This window comes from Micromonospora sp. CPCC 206171, assembly GCF_036906755.1.
GTDB lineage: Bacteria > Actinomycetota > Actinomycetes > Mycobacteriales > Micromonosporaceae > Micromonospora > Micromonospora purpureochromogenes.
Window position 1 is genome coordinate 82541 of sequence record NZ_JBAKHT010000021.1, and the last position, 15827, is coordinate 98367.

15 protein-coding genes, 1 tRNA gene and 1 pseudogene are annotated in these 15827 nt (G+C 72.0%); 4 read left to right on the plus strand and 13 right to left on the minus strand.

Going from position 1 to position 15827, the window contains the following annotated elements:
- Positions 1 to 2: 2 nt before the first annotated feature.
- Entirely contained in the window at positions 3 to 503 is a 501-nt protein-coding gene (locus V6U89_RS22310; RefSeq protein ID WP_334573296.1) for a MarR family winged helix-turn-helix transcriptional regulator, read from the minus strand.
- A 68-nt stretch (positions 504 to 571) separates the two neighbouring features.
- On the opposite strand from V6U89_RS22310, the gene V6U89_RS22315 reads away from it, so the two are divergent.
- From V6U89_RS22315 to V6U89_RS22330, 4 genes are all read left to right on the plus strand, one after another.
- Positions 572 to 1234, plus strand: a complete 663-nt coding sequence (locus V6U89_RS22315) for an FMN-dependent NADH-azoreductase (RefSeq protein ID WP_334573297.1) — start codon at positions 572 to 574, stop codon at positions 1232 to 1234.
- 87 nt (positions 1235 to 1321) lie between these two features.
- Positions 1322 to 1702, plus strand: a complete 381-nt coding sequence (locus V6U89_RS22320; protein ID WP_334573298.1) for a VOC family protein — start codon at positions 1322 to 1324, stop codon at positions 1700 to 1702.
- Positions 1703 to 1757: 55 nt separating this feature from the next.
- On the plus strand, positions 1758 to 2021 hold the full coding sequence (locus V6U89_RS22325) for a DUF4184 family protein (protein WP_334573299.1): 264 nt from the start codon (positions 1758 to 1760) through the stop codon (positions 2019 to 2021).
- Between the two features lie 243 nt (positions 2022 to 2264).
- Positions 2265 to 2690, plus strand: coding sequence for a nuclear transport factor 2 family protein (locus V6U89_RS22330; RefSeq protein WP_334573300.1), 426 nt, complete (start codon positions 2265 to 2267; stop codon positions 2688 to 2690).
- A gap of 248 nt (positions 2691 to 2938) precedes the next feature.
- On the opposite strand, the gene V6U89_RS22335 is transcribed toward V6U89_RS22330, so the two are convergent.
- From V6U89_RS22335 to ald, 12 genes and pseudogenes are all read right to left on the minus strand, one after another.
- Positions 2939 to 4054: an FUSC family protein gene (locus tag V6U89_RS22335; RefSeq protein ID WP_334573301.1), complete on the minus strand. Its 1116-nt coding sequence runs from the start codon at positions 4052 to 4054 to the stop codon at positions 2939 to 2941.
- 289 nt (positions 4055 to 4343) lie between these two features.
- Positions 4344 to 5252, minus strand: a complete 909-nt coding sequence (locus V6U89_RS22340; protein WP_334573302.1) for a hypothetical protein — start codon at positions 5250 to 5252, stop codon at positions 4344 to 4346.
- A 116-nt stretch (positions 5253 to 5368) separates the two neighbouring features.
- Positions 5369 to 6109: pseudogene (locus V6U89_RS22345) on the minus strand (class I SAM-dependent methyltransferase); the annotation flags it as partial.
- 362 nt (positions 6110 to 6471) lie between these two features.
- A tRNA-Pro gene (locus V6U89_RS22350) sits at positions 6472 to 6545 on the minus strand.
- A gap of 175 nt (positions 6546 to 6720) precedes the next feature.
- A complete protein-coding gene (gene der, locus V6U89_RS22355) occupies positions 6721 to 8127 on the minus strand; it encodes a ribosome biogenesis GTPase Der (protein ID WP_334573303.1) in 1407 nt (468 codons plus the stop codon).
- Positions 8124 to 8804, minus strand: coding sequence for a (d)CMP kinase (gene cmk / locus V6U89_RS22360; protein ID WP_334573304.1), 681 nt, complete (start codon positions 8802 to 8804; stop codon positions 8124 to 8126). The genes der and cmk overlap by 4 nt, the downstream gene beginning before the upstream one ends.
- Before the next feature lie 189 nt (positions 8805 to 8993).
- On the minus strand, positions 8994 to 9764 hold the full coding sequence (locus V6U89_RS22365) for a pseudouridine synthase (RefSeq protein ID WP_334573305.1): 771 nt from the start codon (positions 9762 to 9764) through the stop codon (positions 8994 to 8996).
- Positions 9751 to 10725, minus strand: coding sequence for an SMC-Scp complex subunit ScpB (gene scpB, locus V6U89_RS30240; RefSeq protein WP_442933972.1), 975 nt, complete (start codon positions 10723 to 10725; stop codon positions 9751 to 9753). Before scpB ends, V6U89_RS22365 begins: the two co-directional genes overlap by 14 nt.
- Positions 10726 to 11113: 388 nt before the next feature.
- Positions 11114 to 12271, minus strand: coding sequence for a segregation and condensation protein A (locus tag V6U89_RS22375; protein ID WP_334573306.1), 1158 nt, complete (start codon positions 12269 to 12271; stop codon positions 11114 to 11116).
- A gap of 53 nt (positions 12272 to 12324) precedes the next feature.
- Positions 12325 to 13248: a ParA family protein gene (locus V6U89_RS22380; protein ID WP_154937924.1), complete on the minus strand. Its 924-nt coding sequence runs from the start codon at positions 13246 to 13248 to the stop codon at positions 12325 to 12327.
- 191 nt (positions 13249 to 13439) lie between these two features.
- Positions 13440 to 14432 (minus strand): site-specific tyrosine recombinase XerD, encoded by a 993-nt coding sequence (locus V6U89_RS22385; RefSeq protein WP_334573324.1) that lies wholly within the window; start codon positions 14430 to 14432, stop codon positions 13440 to 13442.
- Positions 14429 to 15544 carry an alanine dehydrogenase gene (gene ald, locus V6U89_RS22390; protein ID WP_334573307.1) on the minus strand — a complete coding sequence of 372 codons (1116 nt, stop codon included), beginning with the start codon at positions 15542 to 15544 and terminating at the stop codon, positions 14429 to 14431. Before ald ends, V6U89_RS22385 begins: the two co-directional genes overlap by 4 nt.
- Positions 15545 to 15827: the final 283 nt, after the last annotated feature.

The following is a 15827-nucleotide window of genomic DNA, read 5'->3' on the forward strand; positions in this document are numbered from 1 at the left end:
CGTCAGCAGGCCCCCGGCTCGCCGGCGGCCGAGCACGAGGGACCTCCCGCCGCCCCGGCGCAGGACGCCGGACCGCCACCGACCGCCCGCTCCAGCAGCTCGTAGAGCGTCTCGCGCTGCCGCGCGTCCAGCGCGCCGAGCACCTCGTCCTCCACCGCCGCGAGGGCGCACTCGGCCTCCCCGAGGCGCTTCTCTCCGGCGGGGGTGAGTTCGACGACGTGCCGGCGGCGGTCCTCGGGAGATCGGCGTCGCTCGATCAGCCGGTCCGCCTCCAACTCGTTGAGCAGCCCGACGATGTTGGTGCCGTCCATCTCCAGGGTGCCGGCGAGGGCCTGCTGGCTGCTGCCGCCCTGCGCCCGGAGCACCGTGAGCGCGACCAGGTGCCGGGGTCGCAGGCCCAGCGGCGCCAGCACCGTCTCGACACGCAGCCGCATCCGCCGCGCGAGGTGGTCGAGCAGGGGCGCCGAGCGGTGCTCGGGCTGGTCGACCGGTACGGCAGGCATGTGACCAAGCCTACCGTCGCCACCCACGACCCACGTGCTACAAATGGCTTGCGTAACACCAACGAATTATGAGAGGCAAGCCAATGGCACACCTGTTGCACATCGACTCCAGCATCCAGGGGGACCGGTCGGTGAGCCGCCGGCTCACCGACCGCGCGGCCAGCGCCTGGCGCGCCGCGCACCCCGGCGGCACGGTCCACTACCGGGACCTGGGCGCCGAGCCCCTGCCGCATCTGGACCGGGCCGGCGGCCTGGCGCGGATGACCCCGCCGGAGCAGCACAGCCCGGCCCAGCGGGAGTCCTGGGCGCTGACCGAGCAGCTGGTCGAGGAGGTGCGGCGGGCCGACACGGTCCTGCTTGGGCTGCCGCTGTACAACTTCGCCGCCCCCAGCAGCGTCAAGGCGTGGGTCGACCACCTGATCGCGCCCGGCCTGGCCTACGACCCGGAGACCCAGGCCGGCCTCCTGGGCGACCGTGAGTTCATCGTGCTGGCCACCCGCGGCGGCGGGTACGCCCCCGGCACGCCACGCGAGGGCTGGGACCACGCCGAGCCCTGGCTGCCGCACGGCCTGGCGATGACCGGCCTCCAGCCGCGCTTCATCACGGCGGAGCTGACCCTCGCCGGCGTGAACCCGGCCATGGCCGGCCTGGTGCCGCTGGCCGAGCAGAGCCTCGCGGCGGCCGAGCGCGCCGTCGACGAGCTCTGGGTCCCGGCCGCCGCCGCGGCCTAGGCGAGGCCGCCACGGGGCCGGCCCACTCCCTTCGCGCCGGCTCCATCGGGGCGGCGCGGATCGTGGACAGGCACTATCTTGCCCGGCATGCATCGGAGCCGCGTCTACGCCGTCCTGATCGACACCCCGCAGGCGGAGGCCGCCCGGGCGGCGGCCTTCTGGTCGGCCGCCCTCGGCGTTCCCACCGAGGCAGACCCGAAGTATCCCCAGTTCGTCGGCCTGCACGGCGCCCTGCCCGGGCTGGTCACCGCTGTGCAGGCCGTCGATGACGCGCCCCGCTTCCACCTCGACTTCGAGACCGACGACGTCGACGCCGAGACGGCACGGCTGGTCGCCCTCGGCGCCACCGAGGTGACCCGGTGGCTGGACTGCCGCATCCTGCGAGTGCCGGGGGGACACCTGGTCTGCGTCCTGCCGGTGGAGAGCCCGCCCGAGGTCTTCGACGCCCAGGCCCGGACCTGGCCCTGACAGCCAGCACCCCATCCGGCGCCGTGCGGGGCGGCCGGCTGGGCCCGCGACGACGGTGCCGCTGACCTTCCCCTCACACGCCGCGCTGCCGCTGCCGCTGAAGCTCTGGCGCCCCCGCTGGTTCGACGGCGTGGCCCTCGTCGTCGGCTCGGCCGCACCGGACCTGGCCTACGCCCTCGACGGTTCCGGACTGCCCGTCTTCCCGGTGTCGCACCAGCCAGCCGGGCTGATCCTGTTCTGCCTGCCCGTGACGCTGCTCTGCGCGGCCATCGTGCGCGCGGCCGCGCTCCCCCGACCCGCAGCCGCTGCTCGTCGGTGACTGCCGTGCCGCGCGACCTGAGGCACCTCCGGTTGGCCCTCACGCGCCTTGGGGAGTGCCGGACGACGAAACCTCGACCGCCGAGGCCGAGCAGCGAACTGAGACAGGCCCGCCCACCGCGGCGGCGTGCGGTCCGCCGGGAGGAGCATCCGTCAGGTACGGCACCTGGTGGCGCCCGGCCGGTGGTAGCTTCCATGTGCGCAGGCCAACACGCAGACCTCCGTTCGGACGGAAGGTTGAGCCATGGACGAGACCGTCGCGCGGGCGATGATCAAAGCCCACTTCGCGGCCTCCAACGTCAGCGCACCCGGCGGCGGGCCGGGCGACGACATCGCCCGCGCTTCCGAGATCTACGCCGACGACGCGGTGCTGGAGTGGCCGCAGGGTGGCGAGCGCGTCCGGGGCAAGGCCAACATCACCGCCCTGAGGTCCAGCTACCCTGCGCGACAGGAGTTCGAGCTGCACCGGACCGTTGGCTGCGGCGATCTGTGGGTCAACGAGTACACCATCCGGTACGACGACCGGCCCATGATGGCCGTCGGGATCATGGAGTTCCGCGACGGCAAGGTCGTTCGCGAGCGGATCTACTTCGGAGAGCCCTGGGAGCCGCCGGCCTGGCGGGCACAGTGGGTCGAGCGGATGGATCGGGCGACCCCACCATCCGCGTGATCACCAGCACCCGCCGCCGGCGCCGAGACACTTGACGGGTGACCAGCGGTCAAGAAGCGGTGGTCACGCCGATCTTGGCTGGTCCTGGTCGCGGCACGGGGCGTTCATACTCGTACCTGGTAGTTGCTACCTCCGGGCGGCCAGCCCACCGGCCTCGCTCTGCGCGCGACCGACAGTTCATCTCTGCCTGTATCGACTTGCATGCCCTCGCTTCGGCAGGCGTCAAGACGACATCACAGGTTGCTTCATCAGCTCGCGTCGGCAGCCAACCCCGCCTGCTGATTCGCCTCTGCCTTCGGCACTCCGGATGCTTGAAGCACTTCGCTGATGGCAAGGCGCAGCCGCGAAGCGAGAACCCTCCCGCAGAACTCAACATCTTCGGCGCAGGCTTGGTTGGCCTTCTCGATGGCCTGTTGCGCCCGCGCGCGCGAACGTTCAGGCTCTCGACCGGCGAGGAAATCGCGATGCAGCAGCCTCACCGCCTGGCCCAAGTGCTCGATCGACGCTGGAAGGCTGGCCGGTATCGGCTCACGTAGCCGTACCGCCGATGCGACCCAGTGCGCCAACTCACGGCTGTTGGAGTAGGCGCATTGGAGGTGCTTGGAGGCGTGCTGGTACCTGCGCAGGACGCCCAATCGTCGCCACCGCCAAGGTGAGAGAACCGCGATCTCCCCCGCCGCAGCGACCATCTCGATCGTCTTGTTTCTTTCCATCTCTGCCGCAGCCAAGCGATGCGAGGCGCCCTCCGCCTGTTGAAGGTCACGCTGCTCCAACGCCTGAGCGACAGCCGTGAGCTCACGGGCGAAGATATCCAGCGTCGGACCGGCTGAGCGATGTACGACGCGCACGGGGTTGGCCGGCAGGATCAGCAGCGCCACGGCGATGGCCGTCACCCCTCCGACCAGCCCGTTGACGGTCCGCGCCACGGAGAGATGCGACTGTTCCGCAGCCAGCGTTCCCAGCAGCAGGGCGGTACTTCCCGCATGCACCATGACGGCACCGCCCCCGCGAATCACGGCTGCCGACGAGATCGCGAATGCCACGATCAGGCCGGTCTGTACAGGTCCCGTCCCGATGACCTGGATGATCAACTCTCCGGTCAACACTCCAACGAACACCCCGACGATGAGTTCCGCCGCTCTCCTGATCCGATTGCCAAGAGCCGCCGCGATCGTGCCGATCGCGGCGGCGGGTGCAAACAGGGCCTGCGAGTTGTGCAGGAGGTCGTCTGCAATGAACCAGGACAGACCGGCCGCCACACCCGCCTGGACCGCGATGATGAAATAGGTGCGAAGCCGCTCGTAGGCCTCCCGGCCTTCTCGCCACACCATCCCTGGCCCCACACCGCGATATCGGCTGCGCACGTCTCACCTCCGAGGAGCAACGGAGGCGCGGGTCACGTCTGCGGACACCGCTCGGAGTGGTAGGGGTCTCGCACGAGCGCGTTTCGCAGGCGCTGAATTGCTTCCTGTTCCGAGGGCACGGCCCCATTCTCCGGGATCTCAGCCCTCCTGTCCCCGCATCAACAAGGCGGATCCGATACGGGCCGAGCAGCGGGTACAGCCAGTTGTCGACGCCATTGAGCGGTACGACGTGGGGTCGCTCTTACCGCCACACGTCCCTGCTGAGCCGTGGCGGACGTGCCGCCGGCCCTTAGCGGGCAGCGCCGCCCGGTCGACCTGGGCCACTCCCGGAGCGCCGGTGACCGACGCGGGGAGCCCTTATCACCGGGGAGCTGCCAGACGCCGGGCGAAAATCGCGCGCCGCGCCGGCCACCATATCGTCGGGATCGCTTTCGAGGGCCCGCCGGATGTGCGGCGGGATGACCTCGGATGTTGCCATTGCCAGTCGGACCTGCACCGAACGGTCGCGAACCAGGCGTTCCAGATCCGCCTCGTCCAGCTGGACCGCGCGGACCAGCGCGACACGGACGTCGACCACGGGGTCCTGGGCAAGAGCCGTGCGCTGCTCGGCGGTGGTCCGCGGGTTGCGGGCGACCCCCTTGCGGACGCGTACGGTGCGATCGGCCATCAGGGCGGTGATCACGTCGGGGTCGTGGGTGTGGGTGGCGAGCCGTTCCCGTACCTCGGGCGAGACGTCGTCGATCAGCCTGGCGGCCAGTTCGGGCTCCAACTCCCGCATCTCCGCGAGGAGACCACGAAGCTCCTTGTCGGGTGTCTCTGACATCACCCGGCGAACTGACTCGTCGCAAGCCGGGTTGCCGGCGACCGCCCAGCGGACCCACCGGTCGGCGTCTTTGACGAGACGCAGGAGATTGGCGACCGAGGTCGAAGGGTTTCTCGCCACCGCCTCCCGGACCTGACGATCATGGTCCCGGGTCAGCGGTCGCAGCGCCTGCGCGGGGGCATCGGTCCGGGCCGCAACCGCCTTACGGACCACGGCCGACGGGTCGGACGCCAGGTCGAAGAGGGTCATCTGTGGCGTTGCGGGGTCCTGCGCGATGGCAAGCCGCTCGTCGACGCTGCCGCCGCTCCCATGGTGGGCGGTGGTACCTGACCCGCGTTGACCATCGGGCCCGCCGACGTCCTGCTGCTTCCCCATGGGCGCAATCATGTCACGGGCGGACTGGCCTTCCTTCCGCATGCTCTTGGCCTGACGCTGCTGGTGACGCAACCAGCCGGCGAATTCAGCGCTGGGGTCGGAGCGGCGTGGCGGATTCAGGCGATAAGCAGGCGAAGGCCGAGCTCTGCTGCATCGAGATCGACGAGGTCGCGGTTGCGCTCTGCCCACCGACCTGAGGCGAGGTCATCACGGAGGCTCTGCACTGCCCTCTGCTCGGCATCCGGCCCGACTCTGGCCCAGACCGACACCCCGCGACGGACCTTCTCGTCCAGATATGCCTCGGGCCGGCGCCAGTAGGCCTCGAAGAAGCCGTCAACGCAGTCCCACGGGATCAGCACCGGCTCCAGGCGGGCTCCGATCGCGCTGGCCAGCTCGGTCAGCGGAGGCCGGCCAACAAGGATGTCCGCGACTTCAGGAAGGTAGTCGCGAGTGAGCCAGAACCGACGAAGCCATCCGGTGTCACTTGTGTCGTGCGTGAACACCACCACGCGGCGAGCAACGCGCCGCATCTCGCGCAGGCCCGCGATCGGGTCCTGCCAGTGATGGATGGTGGCAAAAGCCATCGCTGCGTCGAAGGACTGGTCCTCGAACGGAAGGCTCTCCGCGGCGGCAGCCAGGCACGGCGCTGCGCCTGCGGGGCGCTGCGCACGCATGAGCGCCGACGGTTCCACCGCAGTGACGTCACGGTCGGCCGGCTCGTAGGAGCCGGTACCAGCCCCGACATTCACTACCGTCCGCGCATCGCCGAGCGCAGCCCAGACCCTTGCGGCGATCCGCGGTTCGGTGCGCCGCGTCACGGTGTAAGTGGCTCCGAGGGTGTCGTACAACTGCGCGCCGGACATGTCGCCGCCTCCCTGGCTGTCACCAGCCCTACGCCGCGCACGGAGCCTGGCGTCGCTGCCTTGGAAAGCAGGTTACGTGCGCATTGGCCGGCCGTCGATCCAGCAGCGGCTGTCCGCCGGCCACTCTAGCGATGCCGCCACCAGGCCACCCCGATTCCGGGACACCGCCGACCATCCAGGTGTGGCGCTCGGTCCGCGCCGACGGCGACACCAGGATCAAGAAGTCGCGTCGCAGCTCCTGAGCAGCGCAGCCGCCATGGACGGGATCTCCGGGGCTGAGGCGTGGTCACTCAGTTGGTCGCCCAGGTACGACAAAGGGGCCGTCTCGATCTTCCGAGATGGCCCCTCACGTGCTGTCGGGACGGCCGGATTCGAACCGACGACCCCTTGACCCCCAGTCAAGTGCGCTACCAAGCTGCGCCACGTCCCGATGCCCCCGCGTGGTCTCCCCCGCGGCAGCCGGTACAGCTTAGCGCAGGATCTTCGCACCACGCGCACAGGCCCCTCCCGCGTCGCGGCGTCCCACGCCACTCCCCCTGGAGCGTCCTAGGAAAGAGAACGCCGGGTGGAGCAGAGGCTCCACCCGGCGATCGGAACGGTACGGGTCAGCCGTGCGCCTTGCCGCGACCGCCGGGGCCGAGCTTCTTGCGCGGGCGTACCGAGATCTCCACCGGGCTGCCCTCGAAGCCGAACTCCTCGCGCAGCTTGCGCTCCACGAAGCGCTGGTAGCCGGCGTCCAGCGGCGCGGTGGTGAAGAGCACGAAGCGCGGCGGCGCGACTCCCGCCTGGGTGGCGAAGAGGATCTTCGGCGCCCGACCACCGCGCACCGGGTGCGGGGTGGCCTGGACCAGCGCGGTCAGCCACTGGTTGAGCTGCGCGGTCGGCACCCGGGTCTCCCAGCTCGCCAGCGCCTTGCGCAGCGCCGGCGCGAGCTTGTCCACCGCCCGGCCGGTCTGGGCCGACAGGTTCAGCCGGATCGCCCAGGGGATGCGGCGCAGCTCCCGGTCGATCTCCTTGTCCAGGTAGTACCGGCGGTCGGCGTCGACCAGGTCCCACTTGTTGAAGGCGATGACCAGGGCCCGCCCGGCCTCGGTGACCATGGACAGGATCCGCTGGTCCTGCTCGCTGATCGGCTCGCTGGAGTCGAGCAGCACCACCGCCACCTCGGCCGCCTCGATGGCCGAGGCGGTGCGCAGGCTGGCGTAGTACTCGGTGCCGCTGGCCTTGCCGACCCGCTTGCGCAGGCCCGCGGTGTCCACCAGCTGCCAGACGTCGCCGCCGATCTCGACCAGGCTGTCGACCGGGTCGACGGTGGTGCCGGCGACCGCGTCGACCACCGCCCGCTCCTCACCGGAGAACCGGTTGAGCAGGCTGGACTTGCCGACGTTGGGACGCCCGACGAGCGCCACGCGGCGCGGGCCGCGGGGCCGGTTCTCGATGATCTTCGGTGCCTCGGGCAGGGCCTCCATGATGGCGTCGAGCAGCTCGCCGGAACCCCGACCGTGCAGCGCGGAGACCGGGTACGGCTCGCCGAGGCCGAGCGACCAGAGCGAGGTCGCCTCCATCTCGATGGCGGTGTTGTCGGTCTTGTTCGCCACCAGGATGACCGGCTTGGCGCTGCGCCGCAGCATCTTCACCGCGGCCTCGTCCACATCGGTCGAGCCGACCATCGCGTCGACCACGAAGAGCACCACGTCGGCCGTCGCCACGGCCGTCTCCGCCTGCGCGGCGATCGCCGCGGCCCGGTCCTTGGCGTCCGGCTCCCAACCGCCGGTGTCCACCACGGTGAACGCCCGGCCGCTCCACTGCGCGTCGTAGGGAACCCGGTCCCGGGTGACCCCGGGAACGTCCTCCACGACCGCCTGGCGGCGGCCGATGATCCGGTTGACCAGCGTCGACTTGCCCACGTTGGGACGGCCGACCACGGCCACCACCGGCTGCGGACCGGACGGCTCCTCGACGTCGAGGTCCGGCTCCCGCAGCTCCACCCAGCCGCCGTTGTCCTCGCTCATGCCACCCCCCGTTCGGTGAGGAGGTCGCGCAGTCGGGCGACGACCTCGTCGATGCCCAGCTCGGTGGTGTCCAGCACCACCGCGTCCGGAGCCTGCTGCAGGGGGTTGACCTTGCGGGTCGAGTCGAGCTTGTCCCGGCGGGCCAGGTCGGCGGCGGTCGCCGCGACGTCGACCGCGTCCTCGGCGCTGCGCCGCTGGGCGCGGGCCGCCTCGGAGGCGGTCAGGTAGACCTTCAGGTCGGCGTCGGGGGCCACCACCGAGCCGATGTCGCGGCCCTCGACCACGATCCGGCCGGCGTTGGTGATCATCTGGCGCTGCCGGGCGACGAGCAGTTCCCGCACCGCCGGCACAGCGGCCACGGCGGAGACCGCAGCGGTCACCTCGGGGCCACGGATCTCCCTGTCGACGTTCACGCCGTCGGCGGTCACGCCGTACCCCTGCGGGTCGGTGCCGATGCGCAGGTCGACCTCGCCGGCGACCTTGGCCACCGACTGGACGTCGGTCAGGTCGACCCCGGAGCGCAGCACGGCCCAGGTGATCGCCCGGTACATGGCCCCCGTGTCGAGGTAGCGGGCACCGAGGCCGGCGGCGAGCCGCCGCGAGACGGTGGACTTACCCGAACCGGACGGCCCGTCCACAGCGACCACGCAGCGCACGGCCCGTACGTTTTCCTCCACCGTTGTCCTCCTATAGCCCGTACCTCGCGGGTCGCCGGTGTCTCCGGCGCCGTTGAGCGGTTGTCCATCGTCAATCATGCCCGCGCCTCGCGGGTGGCCGCGCGAAACACCGTCGGGGGCGACCCACGCCACCCGCCGGCCCATCGGCCGCGACGAAGCCTACCGGCACCGATACCCGGTTCGCCGGGGTCAGTCACCCACGGCCTTGAACAGGGCGGCGACCTCGGCGTTGGTCAACCGCCGGATCCGCCCGGTACGCAGGTCACCCAGCCGGATCGGCCCGATCGCGGTACGCACCAGCCGGGACACCGGGTGCCCCACCTCGGCCAGCAACCGCCGGACGATGTGCTTGCGCCCCTCGTGCAGGCTCAGCTCCACCTGGGCGGTCTTGCCCAGGGTGTCCACCACCTTGAACGAGTCGACCTTGACCGGCCCGTCCTCCAGCTCCACCCCGGCCATCAGCCGCTTGCCCAGGTTGCGCGGGATCGGCCCGGCCACCTCGGCGAGGTAGGTCTTGAGCACCTCGTACGACGGGTGCATGAGCTTGTGGGCGAGGGTGCCGTCGTTGGTGAGCAGCAGCAGGCCCTCGCTGTCCGCGTCGAGCCGCCCGACGTGGTAGACCCGCTGCTCCAGCCGGTTGCCGATGAAGTCGGCGAGCTCGTTGCGTCCCTTCTCGTCCGCCATGGTGGTGACCACCCCGCGCGGCTTGTTCATCGCCACGTAGACCAGGCGGTTGTTTGCCTGGAGGCGCTCGCCGTCGACGTGGATCACGGCGGTGGCGGGGTCGACCTTGTCGCCGAGCTGGGCGACCCGGCCGTTCACGGTCACCCGGCGCCGGAAGATCAGGTCCTCGCAGGCCCGTCGGGAGCCCACGCCGGCGGCGGCGAGCACCTTCTGCAGGCGCTCGGTCCCCTCGTACACGGGGGCGTCGGGCTTCGGGGCACGGTCATCGCGTCGCATCGGCAAGCTCTTCTACGTCGTCGGGGAGGAACGGGGCGAGCGGGGGCAGGTCGGCCACCGAGTTCAGCCCCAGCTTCTCCAGGAACATCGTGGTGGTCCGGTAGAGGAACGCCCCGCTGTCCGGTTCGGTGCCGCACTCCTCGACCAGCCCGCGGGAGACCAGCGTACGGATCACCCCGTCGCAGTTCACACCCCGGATGGCAGAGATCCGCGAACGGGTGACCGGCTGTTTGTAGGCGATCACCGCGAGCGTCTCCAGCGCGGCCTGGGTCAGCCGTACCGACTGCCCGTCAAGTACGAACCGTTCCACGTAGGTGGCGTATTCCGGGCGGGTGTAGAGACGCCAGCCACCGGCGGCCCGGCGCAGCTCGAAACCGTGCCCGGCGGCGGTGTAGCCGGCGGCGATCTCGTCCAGCATCGGCCCGACCCGCTCGGCGGGCTGCTCCAGCACCTGGGCCAGGGTCAACTCGCTGACCGGCTCGTCCACCACCAGCAGGATAGCCTCCAGCGCGCCGCGCAGCTCCGCGTCGTCCAACACCGGCGCCGGCTCCGGCGCGGGCGTCGCCCGCCGCCGGGACGCCGGCTGTTTCCCGGGTACGCGGGCAGCCGCGCCCGCCCCGGGCAGGTCCTCGGCCGACCCGGCGGCGTCCGGGTCGGCAACGGGTGGTGCTGCCCGGTCAGTGCCCGCGCCGGCCGGCTCGGCGCCGGGCCTGCCGGCGTCGCTTCCTCCGACGTCGGCCCCACCGGCGCTCGTGGCGTCAGCGTCGGTCTCACCGGCGTCGGTCCGCCGGACGTTGGCCGCACCGACGTCGGTCGGTTCCGTCGGCTCGCCGTGACCGGTCACCGCAGGCCCGGCGGGCGGCACCGGTGCGGGGTCGCCATCGGCGAGATCTTGGACAGTTTCCGTTTCTGTCGAAGGGTAAGTGTCCAAGATCTCGGCCCCCGGCCGCTCGGCGGGCACCGAGGCGGGGGCGACAGCGGCAGCGGCGTCTGGGTTGGGGTTGGCGTCGGGGTCGGCAGCGTCGACGATGACAGCCTCGGCGTCAGTCTCGGCCTCGGCGGCCTCTACGTCGGCGGCGTCCGCGTCGGCGTCGGCCGGGGCGGCGCCATCGGTGGGTTCGTCGGGCGGGGTGGGGCGCTGCCACGGTGGGATCCACGCGGCGGCCTGGTCGGCCAGCGAGCTCCGGCGCTCCTCGTCACTGGTCACCCTGTTCCTCCTGCGTCGGCTCCTCGGCTGCGCCCCGGGTGCGGCGGCATGATCCACTCCAGGTCCGCGATGTGGCGGTGTCCGGCCCGCCCCGACACCGCCACAACGCCGGAACGGAGTCGATCACGGCGACGTCGACCGGTCACGACGGCGGCTCGCCGGGCGGCAGGCCGGCGGACGGACCGACCCCGGCCGGGTCCGTGAACAATGGTCCAGCACCGCCCACCTCCGAGGACGACGAGCCAGCACCCCCCACGTCCGGGGACGACGAGCCGGCGGACGAGCCAGCACCGGCCAGGTCCGGGGACGACGGGCCCGCGCCGCCCACGTCCGGGGACGACGAACCCGCGGAGGGCCCGCCGCCAGCCGGGCTCGTGGCCGACGGATCGGCGGGGGCGGGTTCGGCGGGGGAACCGGCGTACTCGTCGATGTGCAGGTCGGTGTCGCCGTCGGCGGGGCCGGTCCAGCGGACCGTCAGCTCCTCCAGGGCCTGGTCCTGCACGAAGGAGACCAGCCCCTCCCGGTACAGCTCCAGCAGCGCCAGGAAGCGGGCCACCACCTCCAGGGTGATCTCGCAGTCGGCGCAGAGCAGCGAGAAGGTGGCGGTGCCGGCGCGGCGCAGCCGCTCGGTGAGGATCGCCGCGTGCTCCCGGACGCTGACCCGCACCATGTGCACGTGCGCGATGGAGACCTCGGGCGTCGGCTTCGGGGTCATCGCCCGGATCGCGAGCTTGAGCAGCCGCTCCGGGCCGATGCCGAGGACCAGGTCGGGCAGCGCCTCGGCGTACCGGGGCTCCAGGGTGACCGCCCGCGGGTAGCGCCGGCCGCCCACCGCCTCCAGCTCGGCGATGTGCGCCGCCGCCTCCTTGTACGCCTTGTACTGCAACAGCCGGGCGAAGAGCAGGTCCCGCGCCTCCAGCAGGGCCAGGTCCTCCTCGTCCTCGACCTCGGCGGCGGGCAGCAGCCGGGCCGCCTTCAGGTCGAGCAGGGTGGCCGCGATGAGCAGGAACTCGCTCGCCTCGTCCAGGTCCCACTGGTCGCCCATCGCCCGGATGTACGCGATGAACTCGTCGGTGACCTTGTGCAGGGCCACCTCGGTGACGTCGAGCTTGTGCTTGCCGATCAGTTGCAGCAACAGGTCGAACGGCCCGGTGAAGTTCGCCAGCCGCACGGTGAAGCCGGTGCTCTCCGCGGCCTGCGGCACGCCGGCCGGGTCGGTGGCCACCTCGGCGGCGGCCTCGGCGGCCAGCACGGGCGGCTGCTCCGGGGTCGTCGGCGGGTCCAGGGGTGGCGCGGTCACCGGACGACCGTAGTCCACGCCCCGGGTGCACCGGCGGCAAGGTGCACCCCGACCTACCGGTCGGCCTGGGCGGCGATCACCTCACGGGCCAGCTGCCGGTAGTTGCGCGCCCCCGACGAGGCCGGGTCGAGGGTGGTGATCGGCGCACCGGCCACCGTGGACTCCGGGAACTTCACCGTCTTGGTGATGACCGTCTGGTAGACCTTGTCGCCGAACGCCTCGACCACCCGCTGGAGCACCTGCCGGCAGTGGGTGGTGCGGCTGTCGTACATGGTGGCGAGGATGCCTTCGAGCTCCAGGTCGAAGTTGAGCCGCTCGCGCACCTTGTCGATGGTGTCGAGCAGCAGCGCCACCCCGCGCAGGCTGAAGAACTCGCACTCCAGCGGGATGAGCACGCCGTGCGCCACGGTGAGCGCGTTGATCGCCAGCAGGCCCAGCGAGGGCTGGCAGTCGATCAGGATGTAGTCGTACTCCTTGCGGACGGTCCGCAGCACCCGGGCCAGGGCCATCTCCCGGGCGACCTCGTTGACCAGCTGGATCTCCGCGGCGGAGAGGTCGATGTTGGCGGGCAGCAGGTGCAGCCCGGCGACGTCGGTCTTGATCAGGACGTCCTCGGCGGTGACGTCGTCCTGCATGAGCAGGTTGTAGACCGACAGGTCGAGGTTGTGCGGGTTGACCCCGAGGCCGACCGAGAGCGCGCCCTGCGGGTCGAAGTCGACCAGCAGCACCTTGCGGCCGTACTCGGCGAGCGCGGCGCCCAGGTTGATCGTCGTCGTGGTCTTCCCGACGCCGCCCTTCTGGTTGGCCATCGCGATGATCCGCGCCGGCCCGTGCCGGTCGGTCGGCATCGGCTCGGGGATCGGCTTGCGCATCGTGTAGGCGGCCGGGTCCGCCGGACCCAGGTCCGCGCCGAGCGACGCCTGCTGCTCGCGGAGCTCCGACGTCCAGGCGTCGGCACGGTCACCGTTGCCAGCCATGTCCTCGTTGCCCCCTCCCGACGACCACCCGGCGTCGGAGCCGTCCGACGTCCTGCGCGGCGCCGCTGCGCACCCCGGATGTCGCCCCAGGAGGTCCGCGCCGATGCCGACTGTACGCCACTCACCAGCAGCGCGTTCGGTACCGGTCCGGCGTGTCGGCCGTCCCGCCCGACCGACCCGTGGCGCCCCGGTCAGCCGCGGGCGCGGGGATGCGCGGTGGCGTACACCTCGCGCAGCCGCTCCACGGTGACCAACGTGTACACCTGGGTGGTGGTCACCGAGGCGTGGCCGAGCAGTTCCTGCACCACCCGCACGTCGGCGCCGCCGTCGAGCAGGTGGGTGGCGTACGAGTGACGCAGGGTGTGCGGGGACACCGCGTGGGGCCCGTCCACCGGCAGCCCGGCGCGCTCGGCGGCGCGGCGCAGGATCGTCCAGGCGCCCTGCCGGGTCAGCCCGCCGCCGCGGGCGTTGACGAAGACCGCCGGGGTGCCCCGCCCGGCCGCGACCAGCGCGGGCCGGGCCCGGACCAGCCAGGCGCGCAGCGCCTCGACGGCGTACCCGCCGATCGGGACCAGCCGGGTGCGCCCGCCCTTGCCGCGCAGCAGCGCGGTGCCCTCGTCGACGTCGAGGTCGTCCACGGCCGCGCCGACCGCCTCGGAGATCCGCGCGCCGGTGCCGTAGAGGAACTCCAACAGCGCCCGGTCGCGCAGCGCGAGGGCGGCACCGTCGCCGGCGGCGGTCACCGCCCCGACGGTCTCCAGCAGCCGGACCACGTCGTCGACCGGCAGCGCCCGGGGCAGCCGGCGGGGCGGCGTGGGCGGCCGGACGTCGCGGCTGGGGTCGGCGCCGGCCAGCCCCTCGCGCAGCGCGAAGCGGTGCAGCCCGCGCACGGCGGAGGCCGCCCGGGCCGCGGAGGAGACCGCCAGCGGCGGGTGGCCGTCGTCCCCGGCCCGCAGCCGGGCCAGGTGCGCCTCGACCTGCCCCGGTCCGACGGCGGCCAGGTCGGTCACCCCGGCGACCGCCAGGGTGTCGAGGTACCGCTCCAGGTCCCGACGGTACGAGGCGAGCGTGTTCGCCGACAGCCCACGCTCGACGGTCAGGTGGTCGAGGTAGCCACGGACGACACGGCGCAGGGCCGGCGCGGGCGTGACGCCCGCGCCGGCGGTGTCCGGTGCAGCGGTCAGGCCAGCACCTCGGCCAGCGGCAGGGTCGGCATGCCGTGCGCCTCGGCGACCGGGCCGTAGACGACCTGGCCGTCGTGGGTGTTCAGGCCCAGCGCCAGGGCCGGGTCGCGGCGCAGCGCCTCGCGCCAGCCCTGGTTGGCCAGCTCCAGCGCGTACGGCAGGGTGACGTTGGTCAGCGCGTAGGTGCTGGTGTTCGGCACCGCGCCGGGCATGTTCGCCACGCAGTAGAAGATCGACTCGTGCACCTTGTAGACCGGGTCGGCGTGCGTGGTGGGACGCGAGTCCTCGAAGCAGCCGCCCTGGTCGATGGCGATGTCGACGAGCACGCTGCCCGGCTTCATCCGGGAGACCAGCTCGTTGGAGATCAGCTTCGGGGCCTTCGCGCCCGGGACGAGGACCGCGCCGATGACCAGGTCCGCGTCGACCACGGCCCGCTCGATCTCGTACGCGTTGGAGGCGACGGTCTGCAGGTGGCCCCGGTAGATGGCGTCGGCCTGGCGCAGCCGGGCGACGTTCTTGTCCAGCAGCAGCACCTCGGACTGCAGGCCCAGGGCGATCGCCGCGGCGTTCAGGCCGGAGACACCGGCGCCGATGACCACGGTCTTGGCCGCGTACACGCCGGAGACGCCGCCGGGGAGCACGCCCCGGCCACCGCCGGTGCGCATCATGTAGAAGGCGCCCACCTGCGGGGCGAGCCGGCCGGCCACCTCGGACATCGGGGCGAGCAGCGGCAGCGACCGGTCGGGCATCTCGACGGTCTCGTACGCGATGCCGGTGACCTTCCGGTCGACCAGCGCGTCGGTGCACTCCTTGGAGGCGGCCAGGTGCAGGTAGGTGAAGAGCACCTGCCCCTCGCGCATGCGGTGGTACTCCTCCGCGATCGGCTCCTTGACCTTGAGCACCAGATCCGCGGTGTCCCACACCTCGTCGGCGGTGCCGAGGATCTTGGCGCCGGCCGCGGCGAACTCGTCGTCGCTGATGGTCGACCCGACACCGGCGCCGGACTCGACGAAGACCTCGTGACCGTGGCGGGTGAACTCGTTGACGCCCGCCGGCGTGATCGCCACGCGGTACTCGTGGTTCTTGACCTCGCGTGGGATTCCGACCTTCACGATGCAGACACCTCTCTTCGGGGCAGCTCACCCCCGACTGCTCGGCCCCGCTCCGGCCCCATTGCCGGCGCGGTCGACCGGTCCCGCCGGCGGCAGTCTAGGCGCGGGAGCACCCTCCGGGGCCCAGCACAGTGACATCCGGTGCCCGATCCGCCTGACGATGTGTCAGGCGTGCGGGCCCGGCTCCCCCGCTCGGCGTTCGCCCTCATCGTCGCACCGCGCGACGGGTACCGCCGGGCGGAACCCGCAGGCGACACGCCGGGTGTCCAACCCGCCGCGCTCG